The following is an 18,394-nucleotide window of genomic DNA, read 5'->3' as shown; positions in this document are numbered from 1 at the left end:
AACGATGGACAGCGGATTATTTTTCAGCAGCCAACTCGGTGAACTGCCTCCGGACACCTTTGACGTGGCCGGTTTTACCCTGGAAGAAGGGTTGTCGACCCTGTTTACCCTGACCTTGAACCTGGTCAGCACCCGGTCAGACATTGAACTGGAAGCACAGTTGCTGCAGCCGGGGGCGTTGACCGTCACCGTCAGTGGCAAGGAACAGCGCACGATCCCAGGACTGATCGCCAGCCTGACTCAGGGAGAAAGCGGTTTTCGCCGCACCTACTATCAGGCGGTGATCCGCCCGGATGTCTGGGTACTGAGCCTGAAACAAGACAGCCGGATCTTCCATTTCCTGTCGGTGCCGGACATCGTCAATCAGGTACTGGACGAACACCGCATCCCTTACCAAAGCCATATCCAGCAGACCTATCCACCGCGTGAGTACGTGACCCAGAAGCGCGAAAGCGACCTGGACTTCATCCTGCGGCTGATGGCCGAGGTGGGGATCACCTTCTGGTTTGAAGATAACGAGCTGGTGTATGGCGATTCGCACCTGAGCATGACGGAAGGTATCCCGCTGACCTTCAACCCGCATATCCAGTCGCCAACCCAGGGCGACATCGCCCATCGGCTGACCCTGGGGGCGTTCATGCAGTCACGGGAAAGCGTGCTTAAAGATCGCGAGCATCGGCGGCCAGACCATCCTCTGCAGTTTAAACAGAGCGACCCTGCATTGGGCGGTGAAGCCACCCAGTACTCGGTATTTGAGAGCTATGGCCGTTATCAGGATGACCAGACCGGGCCGCAGCTCAGCACCGTGCGGCTGGAGGCCATGCAAGCGGGCACCCAACAGGGCGCAGCAGAAACCAACAGTATCCGGCTGATGCCGGGCACGATTTTTACCTTGCAGGGCCACCCGGTGCAGGCGCGTAACGATCGCTGGCAGGTGATCACCGTCAGCCACCGTGGGGAGCAGCCTGCCGCGCTGGAAGAAGAGAGTAACGGCAGCGGTACCACCTTCACCAACTCACTGACCTTTGCGCCGGGCAATATCGACTGGCGGCCAAGCTACCGTTACAAACCGCTGGCCGACGGGGACGAGGTGGCCACGATCGTCGGGCCAAAGGGCGAGGAGCTGTACGTCAACGAACTGGGCTGGGTGCGGGTGCATTTCCACTGGAACCGTTACGACCCAGCGGATGAAAAGGCCTCCTGCTGGGTGCCGGTCTCCAACCAGTGGGCGGGGGACGGCTTTGGCTCGGTGACGCTGCCAAGGATTGGCCAGGAAGTGCTGATCAGCTACCTGAACGGCGATATCGATCGCCCGGTGGTGAGCGGGCGTTACTACAACGGCCTGAACAAACCGCCCTACCCGTTACCGGCCAACAAGACCAAATCGGTCTGGCGCACCAAATCGCACAAGGCCGAGGGCTTTAACGAACTGTCGTTTGAGGATGAAGCGGGCAGCGAGGAGATTTACCTGCACGCACAGAAAGACCTCAAGGCCCTGGTCAACAACGATGCGCTCTGGGACATTCGCGCCAACCAGAGCAGCAAGATTGGCGGCAACAGCCTGAGCGAAATCGAGGGCAACCGGGAAAGCCGCATCAAGGGCGAACTCACGCTCCACACCAGCGGCAAAAAGTCCGAACTGGCCGATGGCGAATCCCATTTGCAGGTCGGCAGCGCCTATGTGGTGAAGGCTGGGCAGGAAGTATCGGTTGAAGCCGGGGCCAAAATCACCCTCTCGGCGGGCAGTGAGCTGACGCTCAAGGCCGGGGGGAGCTTTATCAAACTGGCACCGGGGGCCATTTTCACGTCTTCATCGTTGCAGGTGGGCAGTGGCTCTGCGGGCAGCGGTCAGGGCGTCAACCTGAAGATGCCGGGTGTGGTGCCGTTGTTGGCCGCTCCCACGCTGATCCAGCAGGGTGTGCTTAGTAGTGATGCCCCTTATTGCGAAGAGTGCGAGAAATGTAAAGCCGGAGGTTGCCCGATAGATGAGGCCCCTGCCAAGCCAAGTGCCCAAGGTGCAAGCAGCGGCTTTGTACAGCAATCCGGTGGAGCGATGCCAGCAACGGCCAGTGTCTCTCAAGGGATGCCCGGCAGTGGCTGGGCCTCGGCAGGCGGTGTTTCTCAAGCGTTGCCTAACGTTGGCTCGCTGCCTATCAGCGGGCTGACCTCAATGGTTAACGCAGGCAACCTGTCTGGTGCCACGGGTAAAGACTATTTGAATATGCTCGGCGATCGGCTTAAAGGCTCGCAATCTGCTGATGTAGAAGAGCTATTCAAAAAGATGGGCAAAAAGTCATGAGCAAAAGATCCGTTTTTTTGTTCTCGGGAGGAATGGATATCGTCCTCTTCGGCACTCTAGCTGACCTGGCGCAGCCAGTTTAAGGCCGTTCTTTAATCAAGGAGAAGATGACCATGTCAAATCGTGTACAGGACTGGGTAAGAAACACGGCGGGTACACCGCTGTATGCCATCCTGGCCAATACCCATGGTGCGCAAGGCATCAAAGCCTATTACCGTGATGACGGTAGCCGCACGCCGCACGGGCTTTACGCCAATACGCCCTATGCCAACTGGTTTGAAGTGATGCCGGTGCTGGTGCAGCTTAACGAAGGCAGCCCATTCTTACGCTGGGTGGCAGAAACCCCTTTACGCAACTGGGGCTGGCTGGCGCGTTCGCCGTTGCCACAGGCTGCCCTGGCGGCCCACCTTGCTGGTTTGACGCAGGTGATCATGCCCAGCGGCAAAGCGGTGTTTTTCCGCTATTGGGATGGGCGCTATCTGCCAGCTTACCTGCGCTACTTTGGCGATGAGTGGCGCACTATCCTGCCGGTGTTCTCCGATTACTGGGTGAACGGCGAGGTATTTACCTGCCCGGTAGATCCTTCTGCGCAGGCTCAGATTAGCCCCTGGTGGCTGGTGCCCCAAGGGATGGTGGATGCACTGCTGGATGAAGATCCGGAGCCGCTGATCGCCAACCAGCTGATCTGGCTGCGCGAGAATGAGTTTGAACTCTATCAAGCCGTGCCAGAACCGGTACTGCGCCAGATAGCGCTGCGGCTTTACCCACAGGTCTGGCAACAGACGCCAGATCCGAAGAAGCGAACCGCCCGGTTGTCCCAGGCGCTGGTTGACGCACTGAGCCGCCGTACCAATCCGTTCGAGGTGATCACCTTCAACGTTTCCTCTTTTCGACCGTGAGTAATGGACTATGACGACCGAATATATTGCGAGTATTGACAATGCGTTACTGGGCTTCAAGAACAAGACCCTGCTGACCAAAGATTATCGGCAGGCTGTCAAGGAGTGGGCCGTCGCCAGCAAGCTTTCCGGCCTAATCGGTGGGCCGACGCTGGAGATGGAAAAGACCCTACGGCTCAACAATAACAAAACCGTGGCCTCTGAAGATGAGCGTAGTTTCGAGAGCAGTGTGGTTACCTGCCCGAAAAATGGTGAGATCAGAGTGGCCCTCGCCTATGAATCCACGTTTGAACTGCCCATCCCCGATGTGACTATCGAAGTCTATGAAAATACCGGTAAGAATAAGTATACCTTGGTGGGGACGAAGCAAACCGATGAACAAGGTGTGGCGCTCTTTCCTGATCTTACCGCTGGCAAAAAATACCGTGTTATTGCCACGGACAACCAGCTTGAACAGCACAATGACCAGATGCTGCAAGCCTATGATGGCTTGATGTTGGATATGTACAGCACCTTATCGACGCAATGGCTGACGTACAAACCACAATGGCAAGAAAACCCTCTTGGAGAAGCGTTATGGATGGCGCTAAAAAAGGGAATGTACGCTGGTTTATTCTCCACGTGGGATGATATCAAGCTGGCCTACCATGTGGCGACCAATGCAAAAGAGTACGGCCAGAAAATCTATGCGGAAGCCAGCAAGTACAAAGATCTCATTGCCGAATTGGATGAGCAAGACTTGGAAAAGCTGCTGGCGGGAAGCATGCAGATGACCCGTGAGTTGCTGGCGCTGTTTAATGACGAAGCCGCGCTATACCTGCTTATGCGTTCGATTGAGCTGCAAGTGTATATGTACCCATGGGGTACATTGCTGCAACCGATGATGGAGGCAGGAGGTGCGCTGATCAGCGATAGCCTTATTGGCCTGGTTATCGGAGCCGTACTGTCCCTGGTGACCGGAGGGTTAGGGATCGCGTTCCTGGTCTATAAAGTGGGGGCGGCGCTAAAAAAACTGGGTAATGTTGGTAAACTCATCTGGGATGGGCTCATGACTATCCTGCGAGCAACCGAGAAACTGGCCAAGTATTTCTTTGAGAAAACCCGCGAATGGAACCTCAAGCGTCAGACCAGTGCCCGGTTGAAGCAGGATCGGAAAAACCAACTGGGGGCATCTAACCATGCGCAACTAACTGATAACTCAGGCACAGTGAAAAACAACCCCGCGACAAATGCGGCTGACCAGCCCACGGTGAACTCGCAGTGCACCCCCGGCAGCGGCTGCCCAGTCTCGCTGATCAACGGAGAAGAACTGCTCACCTTGGACGATGGGCAACTGATTGGCCTGACGCCCTTTATCTTCCAGCGTCAGTACCGCACCACCGCTGTCGAACACACGTCGGTGTTTGGTTTTGGGTGGAGCCATAGCCTGCAACATCAGGTGGAGTTTATCGGTGATGAACTGCACTGGACCGATCACCAGACCCTCACCACCATTCTGCCGTTACCTACCGAAGTTTCCCCTAGTGGGCTTAATTATGTAGCCGGGGCCGCCGCCTATCTGGACGAGGAGCCCGATAGCTACTGCCTGATGGCCGGTAGCATGGAAGGCTGGGTGCTGCATGTGCATCGGGTTACGGGGCAAACGACCGGGCGCATCACCGGCCTTTCACACCGCCAGTTGCGGTTGACCCTGCACTATCACGATGGCTTACCTGTTCGGCTGGAACATCCGGCTGGTGCCGCCTTGCAGTTCAGCTATCAGGAGCTGCCTCAAGGCTGGCGCCTGACGCAGCTGAGCCTGACCCCAGAATCGGGTCGGGAAGAGGCTCTCCATCCACTGATGACCTATGAGTACGATGAACGGGGGCAATTGAGTGCCGCTATCAATGCGGCCGGGGAAGCCGAGCGCTATCAGTATCGTGATGATTATGTATTCAGCCTGCGGCAGTTGGCTGGCGGGGCTGAGTTTTACTGGGAATGGCAAGGGGAAGGCAAACAAGCACGTGCGGTGCGCCATTGGAGCAACCTGCCGAACCTTGACCAACGTTTTCTGTGGGATGAGCAACCCGGGGCCGTCACCCTGGTCCATCAGGACGGTTCACGGGAGACCTGGCAACATGACACCCGCTTTCGCCGCCTGATAAAGAAGGTCGACCCGGACGGCGCGACCCACCTCAATGAATACGGTGAACGCGGTGAGCTGCTGAGTGAAACCGATCCGTTGGGCAACCGCACCGAATATGGCTATAACGGTGAACTGCAGTGCACCTGGGTGCGCACTCCTGACGGACAAGAGACCCAATACCGTTATTCGCGGGGCCGGGTCGTAGAGAAAACCACCTGGAGCCTCGATCAGGAGGACAAGATCCGTGAACGGTATCGCTACGATACGCAGGGCAACCTGACGGAAGAAACCGATGCGTTGGGCAATACCTGCCACTACCTGTGGTCTGAGCAAGGGGCACTCAACGAGGTGCAATACCCGGATGGCAGCCGCGAGCGCTTCGTTCGCGATGCCTTTGGCCAGGTGCTGGAGCACCATCAGCGCAACGGGCTGACCCACTATTATCGTTACAACCTGTTGGGGCAGGTGATCCGGCACAGCGACAGCCCACTGGACGAGGCCGGGGTCAACGGTACCCGTTATACCTGGAATGCCGCCAACCGGCTGGAGACTATTCACGCACCTGACGGCACAGTGCGCCACTATCGGTACAACGCCTACGGCAAGGTGACCAGCGAGCGTGATGAAAAGGGGCTGACCACCCAATATGAATACTATCCAAATTCCCGTTTAGTAAGCCGGGTGATATATCCCGACCTCAGCCAGGTGGAATACCGTTATGACAGTCCGAAGAGTTTAGTCAGCGACATCATCAACCAGAACGGTGAACACCATCGGTTGGCTTATCACCCCAACGGGTTGGTGAGTGAAGAGCACACCGTTGACGGACGCCACTTCCTCTATGACTACGACCTGAACGGGCACCTGACCCAGCGCACCGAGTACGGCACCAGCCAGAGTGAACAGACCGCGCTGGTGACCCGCTACGAGCGGGATGCTGCCGGGAGGCTAGTTCGCAAAGTGTTGCCGAACGGCAAGGAAGTCAGCTACGCCTACGACACCTTTAACCGCTTACGGCTGGTGGACGACGGGCATTGGCCACTGGCATACGGTTACGATGAAATTGGTCGTCTGACGGAGGAGTATCAGGGCTTTGCCAGCCTGTTTTACGGCTACGACAGCGCAGGCAACCTGACACGCCAACGTCTGCCCGATGGCAACCTGCTGGCTTACCACTACCAACAGGGGCAAGTCTCACGCATTGACCTGAATGGCCGCATACTCAGTGAACACCAGTATCGCGGCGAGCGGGAAACCCGGCGCATCACCGGTGAGGTGGTAAGCGAGTTTGATTATGACGCGCAGCAACGCCTGCGCCATCAACGGGCTACCGCCGTGGTCCAGGCAGAAATGGAGGGTGACGCCCCAGACGTGACGCCGGTGATGCAGCGCCGGTACGAGTACGATCCGGCAGGAAACCTGACGCAGATCCTCGACCCGCACAAGGGCAACCGGGAATACCGCTACGATAAGCAGCATCGCCTGACCGAAGCGCTGCACCACCCGATAGCCTACCCTGAAGCCTTGCCGCAGGCGTTGCGCTGGCGGGGTATCAGTGAACAGTTTACGCACGATGCAGCGGGTAACGTATTGGGGAACGATACTGCCTCCCGTGGAACACAAGTGCGTGGCAACCTGCTAAAGCAGAAAGGCGATGTGCGGTTCGAGTATGACGAATTTGGCAACCTGACACGTGAAGTGCGCAGCACCAAGCCACTGTGGGTGCGGGAGTTCCGTTATGACTGCCAGCATCGGCTGGTGGAATTTATTGAACAACGGCAGGGGCAGAAAACCCACTTTGCCTATACCTATGATGCCTTTGGTCGACGCATTCAAAAGCAGGACCTGCTAGCCCAACGGCCTGATGCCCTAACCCGGTTCTTCTGGCAGGGTGAGCGGATGGTGGCAGAATGCGCCGACGATGATAATATCTTCACAGCGGATGACCCAAAACCGGCGCACCTGGCTACCTATAAAAGCTACCTGTACAGCCCCGACAGCTTTGTGCCGCTGGCGCAGTTACTGGGCAAAGGACGCCAGTCGGAGATTTACTACTACCTGAATGACCACCTGGGTACCCCCCAGGAACTGGTCAATGGCAAAGGACAGATTGCCTGGAGCGCGGCGTACCGCGCCTACGGCAATCTGGCGGTAGCGTTCATTGAATCTGTGCCGCAACCACTGCGTTTTCAGGGGCAGTACTTCGATGCAGAAAGCGGGTTGCACTATAACCGGTATCGCTATTACTCGCCGGAGACCGCAAGGTTTATCACCCCTGACCCTATTGGGCTGGCCGGTGGACTAAACCAGACGCAGTATGTGCCTAACCCTACTGGGTGGGTGGATCCGCTGGGGTTGACTAGTGTGAAGAGGGGGTGCCCTCCGGACTCAGATATACCGGCTGGAGTGAAGACGGGTGAGCCTGATATCCCGGAAGCAATGAGTAGCCAACAACGCCAAGCAAGAATCAATGAACTGGCGGAAGCGAATGCTAAGCGTAGAGTTACAGAGTTTGAAACAAGGTATGGTATGCATACTATTGAAAAACATGGACCAGAAATTCCTGATGCTGCTCTCAAGCAAAGAGCTATTGATGGCACCAATCCCACGACTGGTAGAACACCAATACCACCGAGAGGAAACCCTAGCTCTCAATTTCGTAGCTGGAGAGTGCAATTACATGCAATAAATGATGCGATGACTCGAAAAGCTAGAGGCCTTCCACAGCATACTGGCGTTGATCATAATAGAAATCCGATTGTTCGAGGTAACTTAGAAGGTGGAGGGAGAGGTTATAAGCCTAATCGTACAGATCCTCAAAATCCTATCCTTAACGAAAAAATGGATGGATATGAAGTTAAGTTTGACAAGAACAATCCAGACAAACCTTTCACCGCATTTCCTACGGAGAAAAAATAATGTTAAAGGATCCAGATATCGATTTACCTTACAGCCCGGATATGTATTATTTTTTATACGGGTTTGATGTTTATGAAAAAGATGAAGGATTTGTTAAAGACTTGGAAAGCCATGATCCTAACAATGTTATAGACAGGAGAAAACTGATAATCAATTATTTTATTGGTAAATTTAACTATCTATCTTATCGTCACAAATATGTGCTTGTAAAAATATTGAACGATGCAATAAATAACGAAAAATATAATTTCTCTAAAATAATAAATAGCTACGAGGATGATTACTCTTGTCTTCCTTGGAGTTGGGATATTAAAGATCCTCGCGCTTTCTTTGAGGATATATTAAGGATAGCTAAAGAGTATTGGAAGGATGAATTACAAAAAGCAAATTTAGAAGATCAATGCAATTGGTGAATTATTTATAAAAATTATACTCGTAATCTGATTGATTTTTATGATTACGTTGAGACAAGGAAAGTCTCGGGGTGCTGGATACGATCTACGCACCTCTGAGATTTACTACTACCTGAATGACCACCTGGGCCCCCCTAGAACTGGTCAATGGCAAAGGATAGATTGCCTGGAGTGCGATTTAGCGTAACTCCGGCAATCTGACTCTGTACCACTGCGTTTCCAGGAACAGTCTTCGACGCGGAAAGCGGGTTGCACTATAACCGGTATCGTTATTACTCGCCGGAGACCGCAAGGTTTCCCAGACCCGATTGGGCTATTCAATACCTGGTAAACATGGTGGATAATGTATGAAAAATCATATTATTTAAAATACGGCAGTGATAAAACCAAAGAAGAGTTAAAGGAACTGCTTGAAAAAAAATGGGACATCATATGTGCAGAGCATGATAGTTCTTATTTTGGATTTTACTTTAATCACTCTGGTCTCTATGCAGATAAAGTAACCATTACAGATAATTAAATTGCAAGTTCTAGGGAATGGTTACATGAAGGTAATAAGGAGTTTACATCATTGATAAATGTATCAATTTTCAATTGAAAAAATACTAAAAAACTGAGTCGATATGAATTCATCAAAAATATTTTTGTTCAATTAAATGTAGATTCAGTTATTAGCGATAAATGTATACTTCGGCTCAATGGAGAGGAACATCGCCAAGCGGAGTAACAACAGAGGGTTATGGAAATATTAATACTGCGCTCCCAGTGTTGAAGTAATAAAAATGAGATTTTATAAAGATAAGCTCGGCATTAATGATTTGGAAATAGAAAGCGACAAACACGTTATTGCTGATTTTTTTAGCAGCGATATACAAGGTAGCACTTATAATCTCAATGTTTCAGTGGAAGCATGCAAAGCTGTCGCCAATCATGAAATTCCCGAATGGGAAGGGACGGGGAATGCCCATAGCGTCACCATCAAGCCTGATGGTGTATCTATAGAAAATGCATATACTTATGATGAAATAAGATTGTCTAGCATTGCCGATTTCGAGTGGTATTTGAAACAATGGGAGAAATTAATTACTACAGGTGAAGAATTCATCATAGAGTCACCATTCAAATAGGTAACATTTTGGACCGAGTTAACACCGGAAAAATCCGTTCTGGATCTTTCCGGTAACCTAGCTCTAGCAGCTTTGTGCCACTGGCTCAGTTGCTGGGCAAAGGCCGCAAGTCAGAGATTTACTACTACCTGAATGACCATCTGGAATTGCACAAGAAGTCCAGCCAAAATCTGATGATACAAAACGTTGGATCGCTTTGTATGCTTTGTATGCTTTGTATGCTTTGTATGCTTTGTATGCTTTGTATGCTTTGTATGCTTTGTATGCTTTGTATGCTTTGTATGCTTTGTATGCTTTGTATGCTTTGCAAAAAATGACGGAGGAGATGAAAAACAGTGTCCATTCTTATGATTCCATAAAAAAATCAAAAGACTTCATGTACTGCGTTGTAGATTTTGAGATTCCAATTAGAATCATTGAATTTAATGATGGTGTTGATGTTGGTGATGCAGTTAATCTAAAGTATTTTACAGCAAATACTGAAGACGAGTTAGTTTCAATTTTCAAGAAGGAAGGAATAAACCCAGAACTGTTTGTCCCACCTTGGCGTTGTGATTATCCGACTTAATACATCCCCCCCGACCTTCACATTGAGGTCTGGGACACTTTTTTGGTGACAGGCACTTTGAATACGATCGCTTTGGTAACCTGGCGGTAGAGCGGCGTGGCAAGGCCCACAAATCAATATGGAGGAATTCAAACCATGATTACATCAGAATTAATTATGGAGAAAGTGAACAACTATAGTAATAAAGATATAGTAGATAAAGTTGAAAGCGTTATTGGCTGCAATGATTTTAATTTCATAATGATGCATTACGAAAGAAAAAGGCATGTTTTTAATCTAAAAACACATGACATGTATACAACTAAGGGAGGTGCTGAAAAGTTTGGGTTTTCTGAAACGATAGGTCATCTTGAGAGAATAAATGATAAGAACATACTCATATGCGCTTATAGAGAAAACTCTTATATGGTGCATTTTCTCTTCCAAGAGGAATCTATGACTTTGATAAGTATTATGGGGTTAAAGATAAGGGTTAAATCACAAGAAGAAATAGACGAGATTATGGCTATGGTAAATCGAAGTTGGTCGGAGGAATAACTTTCTTCCGTTTCAATATGACTAACCTTGATGAAGCCAGGATAGTTTGAAATAATATCAAGGCGAAGAATATAATGGGTTTAACAAAAAATAAAGTTAAAATACACCATCAGTCAATATAAAAATGGTAGCGAAATGAAAAAAATTATTATATCTATCATTCTCACTTTAACTAGTGCCTTGGCACATGGTATGGAGTTCAACACTAAGTCATTTACTATCGACATTAAAAATAATTGCCAAGAAGGAGAGGTTACTTGCGATAATATTTCGTACACTGGCACTAGAAAGTCCGACGGCAGTCAAATTCATCTCATAGGTCATACGTTAAATAATAAAAATACTTTTAACTTATATGGCTATACATTTACGAATGGCGACTACACTTACTCTATTTATATACAAAGCGCAGAGTTTATTCTCGAAAAAAGTGGAAAAGTCATTGTTACTGAAAAAGGAGAGTGGAGCGAGGGAAAGAAAAGTGATATCGACTGCTCTCCGTTAGATCTCACCAACAATAAAGAAAATCTTGACGACTATCGAAGTGGTGAAGTTTGTTTATTTAAAAATAAATCATTGTTAGATGCCTATGGCGAATATAGATCAACCCACGTGGAGAATGGAGAGTATCTTGAGAAGAAAATAATAAAGATGCTTGATATAAATAGAAAGAATATTAACGGTGTTGAGTTAAAATATAACTGGAAGAGCACAAAAAAATTAAACATTGAAATCATGTTTCCTGGAGGTTTGACATACATAACGTTAGACGAATCAGATAACGGAACGAAGATATCCACTATCTACGATCCTGATTAACTGAGTATGAGTTATGGATATGCTGTTTATGTAATGTTAGGTATGCCAATAGTGAGAAAAGTCGTATTAACAGACAAGTTTTGAGGGAATTTATTAAACGGATTATTTTATGAAAAATTTAAGTATAGCATTATGCTTTTTTATATTTTATGCTTTAACTATAAACTTATCTTATTCAAAAGAAAAAGTTGAACTAGATCATGTGAAAACCACATGGTCATTTTATAGTGTTTCAGAAAAACCTTTACTTTCCTCTGGAGATAAAAGCTTTATAAAAAATCTTTATGAAAAATACTCATCAATTAAAATTTCACTTAGTGATAAACATCTCTCTGTGGGTAACCTTTGCTCCGTGACGTCAGTAAAAAACAAGAGAACCGTATTAGACATATGGTTATCAAAATCAACGGTTGAACTTTATAGGAAATCTCTTCGCAATGAAAATATTTCACTACCTAATGAAATATATTCTATTGCAGCTCTTTTCCCCCAAGACGATTGTCCTGCGCCATTTAATGAGCTATATGAGATAAACAACTCCTTGATAGTAGTAACAAGTGAAGGTTACTTGTTGATATTCAGAGAAAGTGATGATAAAGAGGGGGGTATTAAAAGTGCTGTTGTAGCACAACAAGATAGTTTCATGAAAGAATATAAAGGTGACATACTGATTAGTGATAAGTCATTTTTGAAAAAAATAAACGAGACTTGTTTGACAGGAGATATATTTGAGCAAACACCAGAGCAAGCAACGACGGAAAGAAATAAATGCGTCATTTCTAAAATAAAGTTTAAATACGATAGATTAACTAACATTGGTAAGATTTACCCTCAATCTGAATTAGACCGCAATGAGAAATTGTATCTCATTAAGAACGGTGACGTAAATATATATATAGATAAAACCAAGCATGAAACAAACGGAAGTCATTACTCCTATGATTTTACATTGGTTACGGAAAAGGAAAGTCATCCAGAAGATAAAATCACACTCTATATAGAGGATAATGATGGTGACGCTTTGTTAGAAAAAACACAGTATTATTATATAGATGAAAACTTCAATATTTGGTTAATGCTAGTGACTACTGACGAATCTGGCACGAAACTTAAATACTGGAAAAAATATAATATAGATGATAAGACCGCAAAATTTAACTTGGTTGATGAGGTTAACTGCGAAAAAAAAGCATCCCTTGGCAAAGAGTATGCTGAATATTGCAAATGATATTATGGTGACTATTCCAATATCGCGACAACTATTGTGTTCAGCCTACGGCAGTTGGCCAGCAGGGTCGAGTTTTACTAAGAATGGCAGGAGGAAGGCAAACAGGCCCGCACGGTGCGCCACTGGAACAACCTGCCGAACCTTGGCCAGCGTGTTCTGTGAGATGAGCAACCCGGAGCTGTCACCGTGGTCCATCAGGACGGTTCACAGGAGACCTGGCAAAATGACACCCGCTGCTGCCGTCTGGTGAAAAAGGTCGGCCTGGAAGGGGCGATCCACCGCAATGATTTACGGCTGGGCCTGATACGGCATCCGAACACGCCGATTTTGCCTCCTGTTAGTTTCGGCTGGAACCCGGAAATGTGTCAGGCGCTTGTGCGCCACCTCAATACCAACAACAAAATGGCTTCCGGTTATCGTAGACCGTTGATAAAGTGACCGACGGGTAGGCGAAGGGAAACCAGCATGGTCGAACGTATTGATTACCAGATTGAAAAATATAGCTTCGCGGATGTTAATGAAACGCCGCGTATTGCGCAGCAATGGGCTGAAGTCCTCAAAGAATGCCGTCAGATGCGGGCTGGAAGTACCGAGCGTCTGCGCATCGCATTGCTGAATGTGGATTATGTCACCAGCTTTGAACTGCCTTTTCGTTTGCTGTTGGTGCGTGCCCCACAACTGATTGCCGAGCTACGCGATGAACTGCAACTCAGTCAAAAAAGCGCCGTATTCAACGGCAAGCGTTTTGGCTGTGTTTACAGCGTAAAGTCTGATTTGAGTAAGGTACCGGATGAATTTCAATACCGTCTGTCAACCCGCATTCGCCGGGAAGTATCGTCAGGCGAAACCGCAGAGCCTTACCGGGAAATTGCCAGGGAAATAAAAATGCCGCGCGAGCGGCTTAAAAAGGCACTTGAGAACGGACTCGCGGTAACGGCGCTGGATGGTCTGTTTTGGTTCGGTATGCAGCGAATCGCAGCCGACGTGGCGGTACTCAGAAAAAAGGGTATGCGTATTGCGACCTCAGAGGTTCAGGCATGGGACAGTCTCAGCGCTACCCTCCGCCCCATACCGGTATACCGCCGATCACAGGAGTCGCATTTGATAGCTAGTGCTATTGAATTTACTTAGTTTTATCGTGTTGGATTTTTGTTGGTGCCCCCTATTGTGCCCCCAAATGATTTTGCTTGTGGGGAGCGGAGGCTTGGAAGCTAGTTGTTGGTGTCGGCTTTCCACTTTAGTAACCGGCGATATCCTGTTATTTCAGCTTCTTTTAAGCAGAGCTGTTGCTCGGTAAACATTCCGAGCTCAACTGCTGGGATAGGTTATAGCGTTCATCTACCATGTTGCCCCAAAAGAGTCTAAGTTACAGTGCTATTAAAAAACCATGTTGAAACTCATCGCGCACCGGTATGAGGATACACATTTTCATCATCGGCTACGCATTCTGGTAGTAGTGTAAGCTTTCTAATCTTCCCAGTTGCCAATGTCGATAAATAGTCCCCCGGATACACTGTAAGCCAAAGGAACTTCTGCCGTCCTCGTTGCCAAAGCTCCACAATGCGGATACCACATTAGTTGCTGCTAAATCTACCTGTGTTTCGTAGCACAGTACAAGCCAACCTAGCTGGCACCTAAGAGCGAGCAGCGGACAGAATGATGCTCACTATCTTTTAATTATTGCCTTGTTCAAAATATTTTTTCATTCTCAAAATCAATAATTACTCCTTTAGATATCACCCCATCAAATATAGGATACTTTCTAAGTAGGCTAGTTTCCTTTTGAGACAAAAACTCCAAACTGGCATCATCCATATTTTGATTGAAGGCCCCCTCATCGACTAAGAATGAATATGCATTAAAAAGAGATCGCCGCATCAAGTCTGTTAATTCGTCATCTGATAATGTAGTTTTACCGCTAAGATGTCTAGCTAAGTGAAATTGTAGAGCATTTGCACGCACCATCGCAGGAGGATATTTCGTACTTTCACCTTCTATTTTACACAGGAAGTTAAAAAAGAAAAAAATTGATGTAAATGCCAATCCAATAAGAGTTCTTTCTCTTAAATTTTTTTCCGAGGATTTTCTGATTGTATTTAAAACAACTTGAGCTACAAAATATGAAGAGAATACATCAGCATCAAACTCCATTAACATTCTTATCTGATCTTGTTCGATGTCAGAGTCTACTGGAAAATTAATTATTGATAACATAGATGTATCATCAATTAAATTGGTTTTCTTGTTTTTTATAATATCCAAATGACCGCGAAGTATATGACCTAGCTCATGACCAAATATTTGCGTCCAGAGAAAGACACATCCTAGAGCAACAGGAATTTCCTTGTCTTCTAAGTCTGGGTATTCTTTAATAAAGAAATCTATATTTTCACCCACCATGTCAAATGTTATAGGTATTGTACCACTTAAAATCTTAATTGAATAATCTTTATTATTTCTCTTTTCAGCGTGAGCGTTAAAAGAATAGTCATTTACAAAGGAGAAGCTAACCTCTTTCCCTAAGTCCTTTAAAGCCAAATTGACATTTTTTACGATATCTTCAAACATTTGAAATGATGGTAGGAATAGCCCATTTTCATATTCTAACACTTCTTCACGAGTCATTATTATTACCCTAAATTTTTAATGTAAGTTCCTATACTACACGAATGATGCCCAAACCATAACGTTTATCAGTAAAAAAAGTACAAGTTGAACCACCTCCATCTATAAACACACCGAGTTATTGGTGACATCCACTTCTAGAACAGACCACCCATCTCTGATGTGTTTGTCGATTAAGGACGAGAAACGGACATACATCGTTGTAAATGTAAGTATGCCTATTTTTTCACTACTGATTTCTTGGTTATTATCATAACAAACCATGGATCATTAGCCCGCCCCAAAAATAAGGTGATGAAAATAACCCTTTTTTGGGTGCTGATTTCAATCTGTCGCAAGCCTTATCACTTACATCGCTCGGAAGACTGGTAGATAGAATGTTCAGAACATCATTTAATTCAATTAAGTGTAATCTAGCTATTGCGCTTGCCAATGCCTGTGATTCATTAAGTCCATTTTTTACCCCCTCACCAATCAGACAAGTCAGAATATAACTAGCGGTGTCACTTATCTTCCATAAACTGGAGAAAGAAACAGCTCTCCTATTTAGAAGAAATAAATTTGCCAATACTACCGCATCGTTAGTTATAAACTTTTTTTGATAATTTCTAGATGAGCGAGAACCAGAAAAACAAGCATTAAGGAGTACTAGTCTTAATTTTAAATCAGGAGCAAAAACCTGTAGGTTTTCTACAGAGATAATATGACTTTCCGTTGAATCACCAAGTTTACCGAAATATGCATCAGATAATAAATTTAGAGGATTACCATGCGTAGAAACACTTAAAATGTCACATTCACCGATTAAAACATCTAGCTTTTCTCTTTGGTTAGACTGAATTAACGATGATAACGGTAATTGGGATGATTGAGAAAGAAGAGAGGCTTCGTATGTTGACAACAGAAGGTTACAATTAGTCGAAATTATTGATGATATGGAATGCAGAGGGGTATTATCTTGAAACGACTCAAATAATGCAGGGACAGAGCGAATGTGGAACATACCATCAATCATTCTTTTTAATAGTTTATTGTTTTTTAACGCTAATGCAATTAAAGGGATATCTGAAAGACAGTCAGTTATGTACCGAATTGAGGTACAATCACTATCAGCTATATCTATGAAAATACTTTGAAGTATAGGCTCAAGATTTTCAATTAAACCATCCAGAGATCGAACAAACTCTGCCCTATTAATACTGTTCATGCTATAAAGTGTTAACGCTTTGTTCCATGACAGTATAATATCAAAAGGCAGCAGAACTTTTTTGTATCTACCGTGAATAAAATACCAGAGCAAAGGAGATTCACCTGCGTAAGTAACAAAAATTAAACAATGACCTTCCTCCATTTTTTTTAAACATAGGGCTGTAATATTTTTTATATCTGCAGATTCTAATGGCAAAGGAATTTCAGGGTTAGTAATTCTTGCACAGAGCTGAGAGAACTCATCCCAATATTTTGCGTATTGCATTACTTCCCATGGATCATCATATTTTTCTGAAAACCCAAAAATATGAGGGGCACCAATCTTTCGGATGCTATATAATTTCAGTTTTAATTCACGCAATATATCAGGGGGGGTAATTTTATCATTTTTTAATTTCTCAAACCATTGTAAAATTGCCAACCAGTCTCCTAATGAATTCCCATGGGTGGCAACTATAGGATGCAAAACATCTTCAGCATTCCCATGATCAGGCAGCGCTCTCATTATTTCCTCGAAACGCTTAATATACCGCTCACGTATTCCTCTACGGTAATGTAAACGCAAAGTTCTAGAAATTATTTTTTGAAAGTGATGGGAAGCAACTTTTAATCTATGCGGTAAAGAGCTAATTTCAGACTTTAAAATACATGTTTTTGATGCGCTAAGCATGATTTCCAATTGCAGTTCATTGTGTTCTTTCAATCCCTCCATACTTTCTACTTTGTTAATTAATTCCTCCGCCCTTGCTATTTCACCGGTTTTCCTTAGACATGTTGAAAGGTTGACAAACACATTCCCTAATACATCATCTTCAATATCATTATATCCTAACGTTTTATTAAAGTTATCAATTGCCAATTCATATTCATCAGTATTCATGTATGCAATTGCTAAGTTTGAATACAGATAAGGGGGTGGTAGGGTATCTGACAAGCTATAAAGTTTTATTGACTCCATACCCGCACCAATTGCCCATTTAAAATCAAGCTCTTCACAGGCAACTGTCATCGAAGTATATTTGCATTTAGCAAGTAGAGAAATGGAATCTATTTCTAAACTTAATTTTTCAGCATCATCAATACATCTATACGCAGATTGATGTGCATTGTGTTCAGAGTACATGCTAGCAACTTTAAGTAAAACACTTACTATTTCATCATACTTCTTATATTTTCTAAAAACAAATTCTATTTCTTTATAAACGATTGCTCTTTGATCCAAACTAATTCCGAACGAATCCGCACCATCTATTATATCTTGTGCTAATTCAAGAGCTACATTTTCAGCATCGTCATTATCAAATTCCGTTATCCGCCTGACCGCACCAATAGTTTCCTCTAAATTTCCAATGGAAAAATAGCAGCGGGCAAACAACTCCATAAAGAGTAAAATTTCATCAGAATACTCATCTTGACAAAAATAAACTATTGCAGCTTCGGCTAGGTCCTTAACGTGCTCAGGATCCTTTTTCGCTATCGGGACGAATGAATTATAGAGCTCAATAAAGTTTATTTCCTCATCATTTTTAATTAGATATTTTATAAATGACTCTGACGTGTACGATTGCCAATTTTCCGATATCATTTATTTATAACCTCACATTAATTTGCCTAAGGATGAATAAA

General features: G+C 45.7%; 15 protein-coding genes. 13 read left to right on the top strand and 2 right to left on the bottom strand.

Annotated features, from left to right (window positions below):
* Positions 1–4 precede the first annotated feature (4 nt).
* From tssI to ACX9GU_RS00955, 13 genes are all read left to right on the top strand, one after another.
* Positions 5–2,299, top strand: coding sequence for a type VI secretion system tip protein TssI/VgrG (tssI, locus tag ACX9GU_RS01015; protein WP_473193589.1), 2,295 nt, complete (start codon positions 5–7; stop codon positions 2,297–2,299).
* 113 nt (positions 2,300–2,412) lie between these two features.
* On the top strand, positions 2,413–3,198 hold the full coding sequence (locus ACX9GU_RS01010; RefSeq protein WP_473193588.1) for a DUF4123 domain-containing protein: 786 nt from the start codon (positions 2,413–2,415) through the stop codon (positions 3,196–3,198).
* A 10-nt stretch (positions 3,199–3,208) separates the two neighbouring features.
* Complete coding sequence (locus ACX9GU_RS01005; RefSeq protein WP_473193587.1) at positions 3,209–8,242, top strand: RHS repeat-associated core domain-containing protein; 5,034 nt, start codon at positions 3,209–3,211, stop codon at positions 8,240–8,242.
* Entirely contained in the window at positions 8,242–8,655 is a 414-nt protein-coding gene (locus ACX9GU_RS01000; RefSeq protein ID WP_473193586.1) for a hypothetical protein, read from the top strand. Before ACX9GU_RS01005 ends, ACX9GU_RS01000 begins: the two co-directional genes overlap by 1 nt.
* Positions 8,656–8,904: 249 nt before the next feature.
* The gene (locus ACX9GU_RS00995; protein WP_473193585.1) at positions 8,905–9,006 is read left to right on the top strand and encodes a hypothetical protein; all 102 of its coding nucleotides are present in this window, start codon (positions 8,905–8,907) and stop codon (positions 9,004–9,006) included.
* Positions 8,999–9,175 (top strand): hypothetical protein, encoded by a 177-nt coding sequence (locus ACX9GU_RS00990; protein ID WP_473193584.1) that lies wholly within the window; start codon positions 8,999–9,001, stop codon positions 9,173–9,175. Before ACX9GU_RS00995 ends, ACX9GU_RS00990 begins: the two co-directional genes overlap by 8 nt.
* A gap of 262 nt (positions 9,176–9,437) precedes the next feature.
* On the top strand, positions 9,438–9,782 hold the full coding sequence (locus ACX9GU_RS00985; protein ID WP_473193583.1) for a hypothetical protein: 345 nt from the start codon (positions 9,438–9,440) through the stop codon (positions 9,780–9,782).
* Between the two features lie 196 nt (positions 9,783–9,978).
* Positions 9,979–10,350: a hypothetical protein gene (locus ACX9GU_RS00980; RefSeq protein WP_473193582.1), complete on the top strand. Its 372-nt coding sequence runs from the start codon at positions 9,979–9,981 to the stop codon at positions 10,348–10,350.
* Positions 10,351–10,485: 135 nt separating this feature from the next.
* On the top strand, positions 10,486–10,887 hold the full coding sequence (locus tag ACX9GU_RS00975) for a hypothetical protein (protein ID WP_473193581.1): 402 nt from the start codon (positions 10,486–10,488) through the stop codon (positions 10,885–10,887).
* Positions 10,888–11,022: 135 nt separating this feature from the next.
* Positions 11,023–11,706 (top strand): hypothetical protein, encoded by a 684-nt coding sequence (locus ACX9GU_RS00970; protein ID WP_473193580.1) that lies wholly within the window; start codon positions 11,023–11,025, stop codon positions 11,704–11,706.
* 109 nt (positions 11,707–11,815) lie between these two features.
* Entirely contained in the window at positions 11,816–12,934 is a 1,119-nt protein-coding gene (locus tag ACX9GU_RS00965) for a hypothetical protein (protein WP_473193579.1), read from the top strand.
* A 186-nt stretch (positions 12,935–13,120) separates the two neighbouring features.
* Positions 13,121–13,372 (top strand): hypothetical protein, encoded by a 252-nt coding sequence (locus tag ACX9GU_RS00960; RefSeq protein WP_473193578.1) that lies wholly within the window; start codon positions 13,121–13,123, stop codon positions 13,370–13,372.
* A gap of 27 nt (positions 13,373–13,399) precedes the next feature.
* Positions 13,400–14,065, top strand: a complete 666-nt coding sequence (locus ACX9GU_RS00955) for an ECs1377 family protein (protein WP_473193577.1) — start codon at positions 13,400–13,402, stop codon at positions 14,063–14,065.
* Between the two features lie 558 nt (positions 14,066–14,623).
* On the opposite strand, the gene ACX9GU_RS00950 is transcribed toward ACX9GU_RS00955, so the two are convergent.
* Positions 14,624–15,559: a hypothetical protein gene (locus ACX9GU_RS00950; RefSeq protein ID WP_473193576.1), complete on the bottom strand. Its 936-nt coding sequence runs from the start codon at positions 15,557–15,559 to the stop codon at positions 14,624–14,626.
* Between the two features lie 250 nt (positions 15,560–15,809).
* A complete protein-coding gene (locus ACX9GU_RS00945) occupies positions 15,810–18,353 on the bottom strand; it encodes a hypothetical protein (RefSeq protein WP_473193575.1) in 2,544 nt (847 codons plus the stop codon).
* Positions 18,354–18,394: the final 41 nt, after the last annotated feature.

This window comes from Serratia sp. K1WW1, assembly GCF_055790865.1.
This window is presented reverse-complemented; position numbering and strand designations above follow the sequence as displayed.

What these genes read in the sequence shown, in the direction of transcription:
- ACX9GU_RS00945 (WP_473193575.1), bottom strand. Translation starts at nt 18,353, where the DNA reads ATGATATCGGAAAATTGGCAATCGTACACGTCAGAGTCATTTATAAAA.
- ACX9GU_RS00955 (WP_473193577.1), top strand. Translation starts at nt 13,400, where the DNA reads ATGGTCGAACGTATTGATTACCAGATTGAAAAATATAGCTTCGCGGAT.
- ACX9GU_RS01000 (WP_473193586.1), top strand. Translation starts at nt 8,242, where the DNA reads ATGTTAAAGGATCCAGATATCGATTTACCTTACAGCCCGGATATGTAT.
- ACX9GU_RS01010 (WP_473193588.1), top strand. Translation starts at nt 2,413, where the DNA reads ATGTCAAATCGTGTACAGGACTGGGTAAGAAACACGGCGGGTACACCG.
- tssI (WP_473193589.1), top strand. Translation starts at nt 5, where the DNA reads ATGGACAGCGGATTATTTTTCAGCAGCCAACTCGGTGAACTGCCTCCG.
- ACX9GU_RS00990 (WP_473193584.1), top strand. Translation starts at nt 8,999, where the DNA reads ATGTATGAAAAATCATATTATTTAAAATACGGCAGTGATAAAACCAAA.
- ACX9GU_RS00965 (WP_473193579.1), top strand. Translation starts at nt 11,816, where the DNA reads ATGAAAAATTTAAGTATAGCATTATGCTTTTTTATATTTTATGCTTTA.
- ACX9GU_RS00975 (WP_473193581.1), top strand. Translation starts at nt 10,486, where the DNA reads ATGATTACATCAGAATTAATTATGGAGAAAGTGAACAACTATAGTAAT.
- ACX9GU_RS00970 (WP_473193580.1), top strand. Translation starts at nt 11,023, where the DNA reads ATGAAAAAAATTATTATATCTATCATTCTCACTTTAACTAGTGCCTTG.
- ACX9GU_RS00985 (WP_473193583.1), top strand. Translation starts at nt 9,438, where the DNA reads ATGAGATTTTATAAAGATAAGCTCGGCATTAATGATTTGGAAATAGAA.
- ACX9GU_RS00950 (WP_473193576.1), bottom strand. Translation starts at nt 15,559, where the DNA reads ATGACTCGTGAAGAAGTGTTAGAATATGAAAATGGGCTATTCCTACCA.
- ACX9GU_RS01005 (WP_473193587.1), top strand. Translation starts at nt 3,209, where the DNA reads ATGACGACCGAATATATTGCGAGTATTGACAATGCGTTACTGGGCTTC.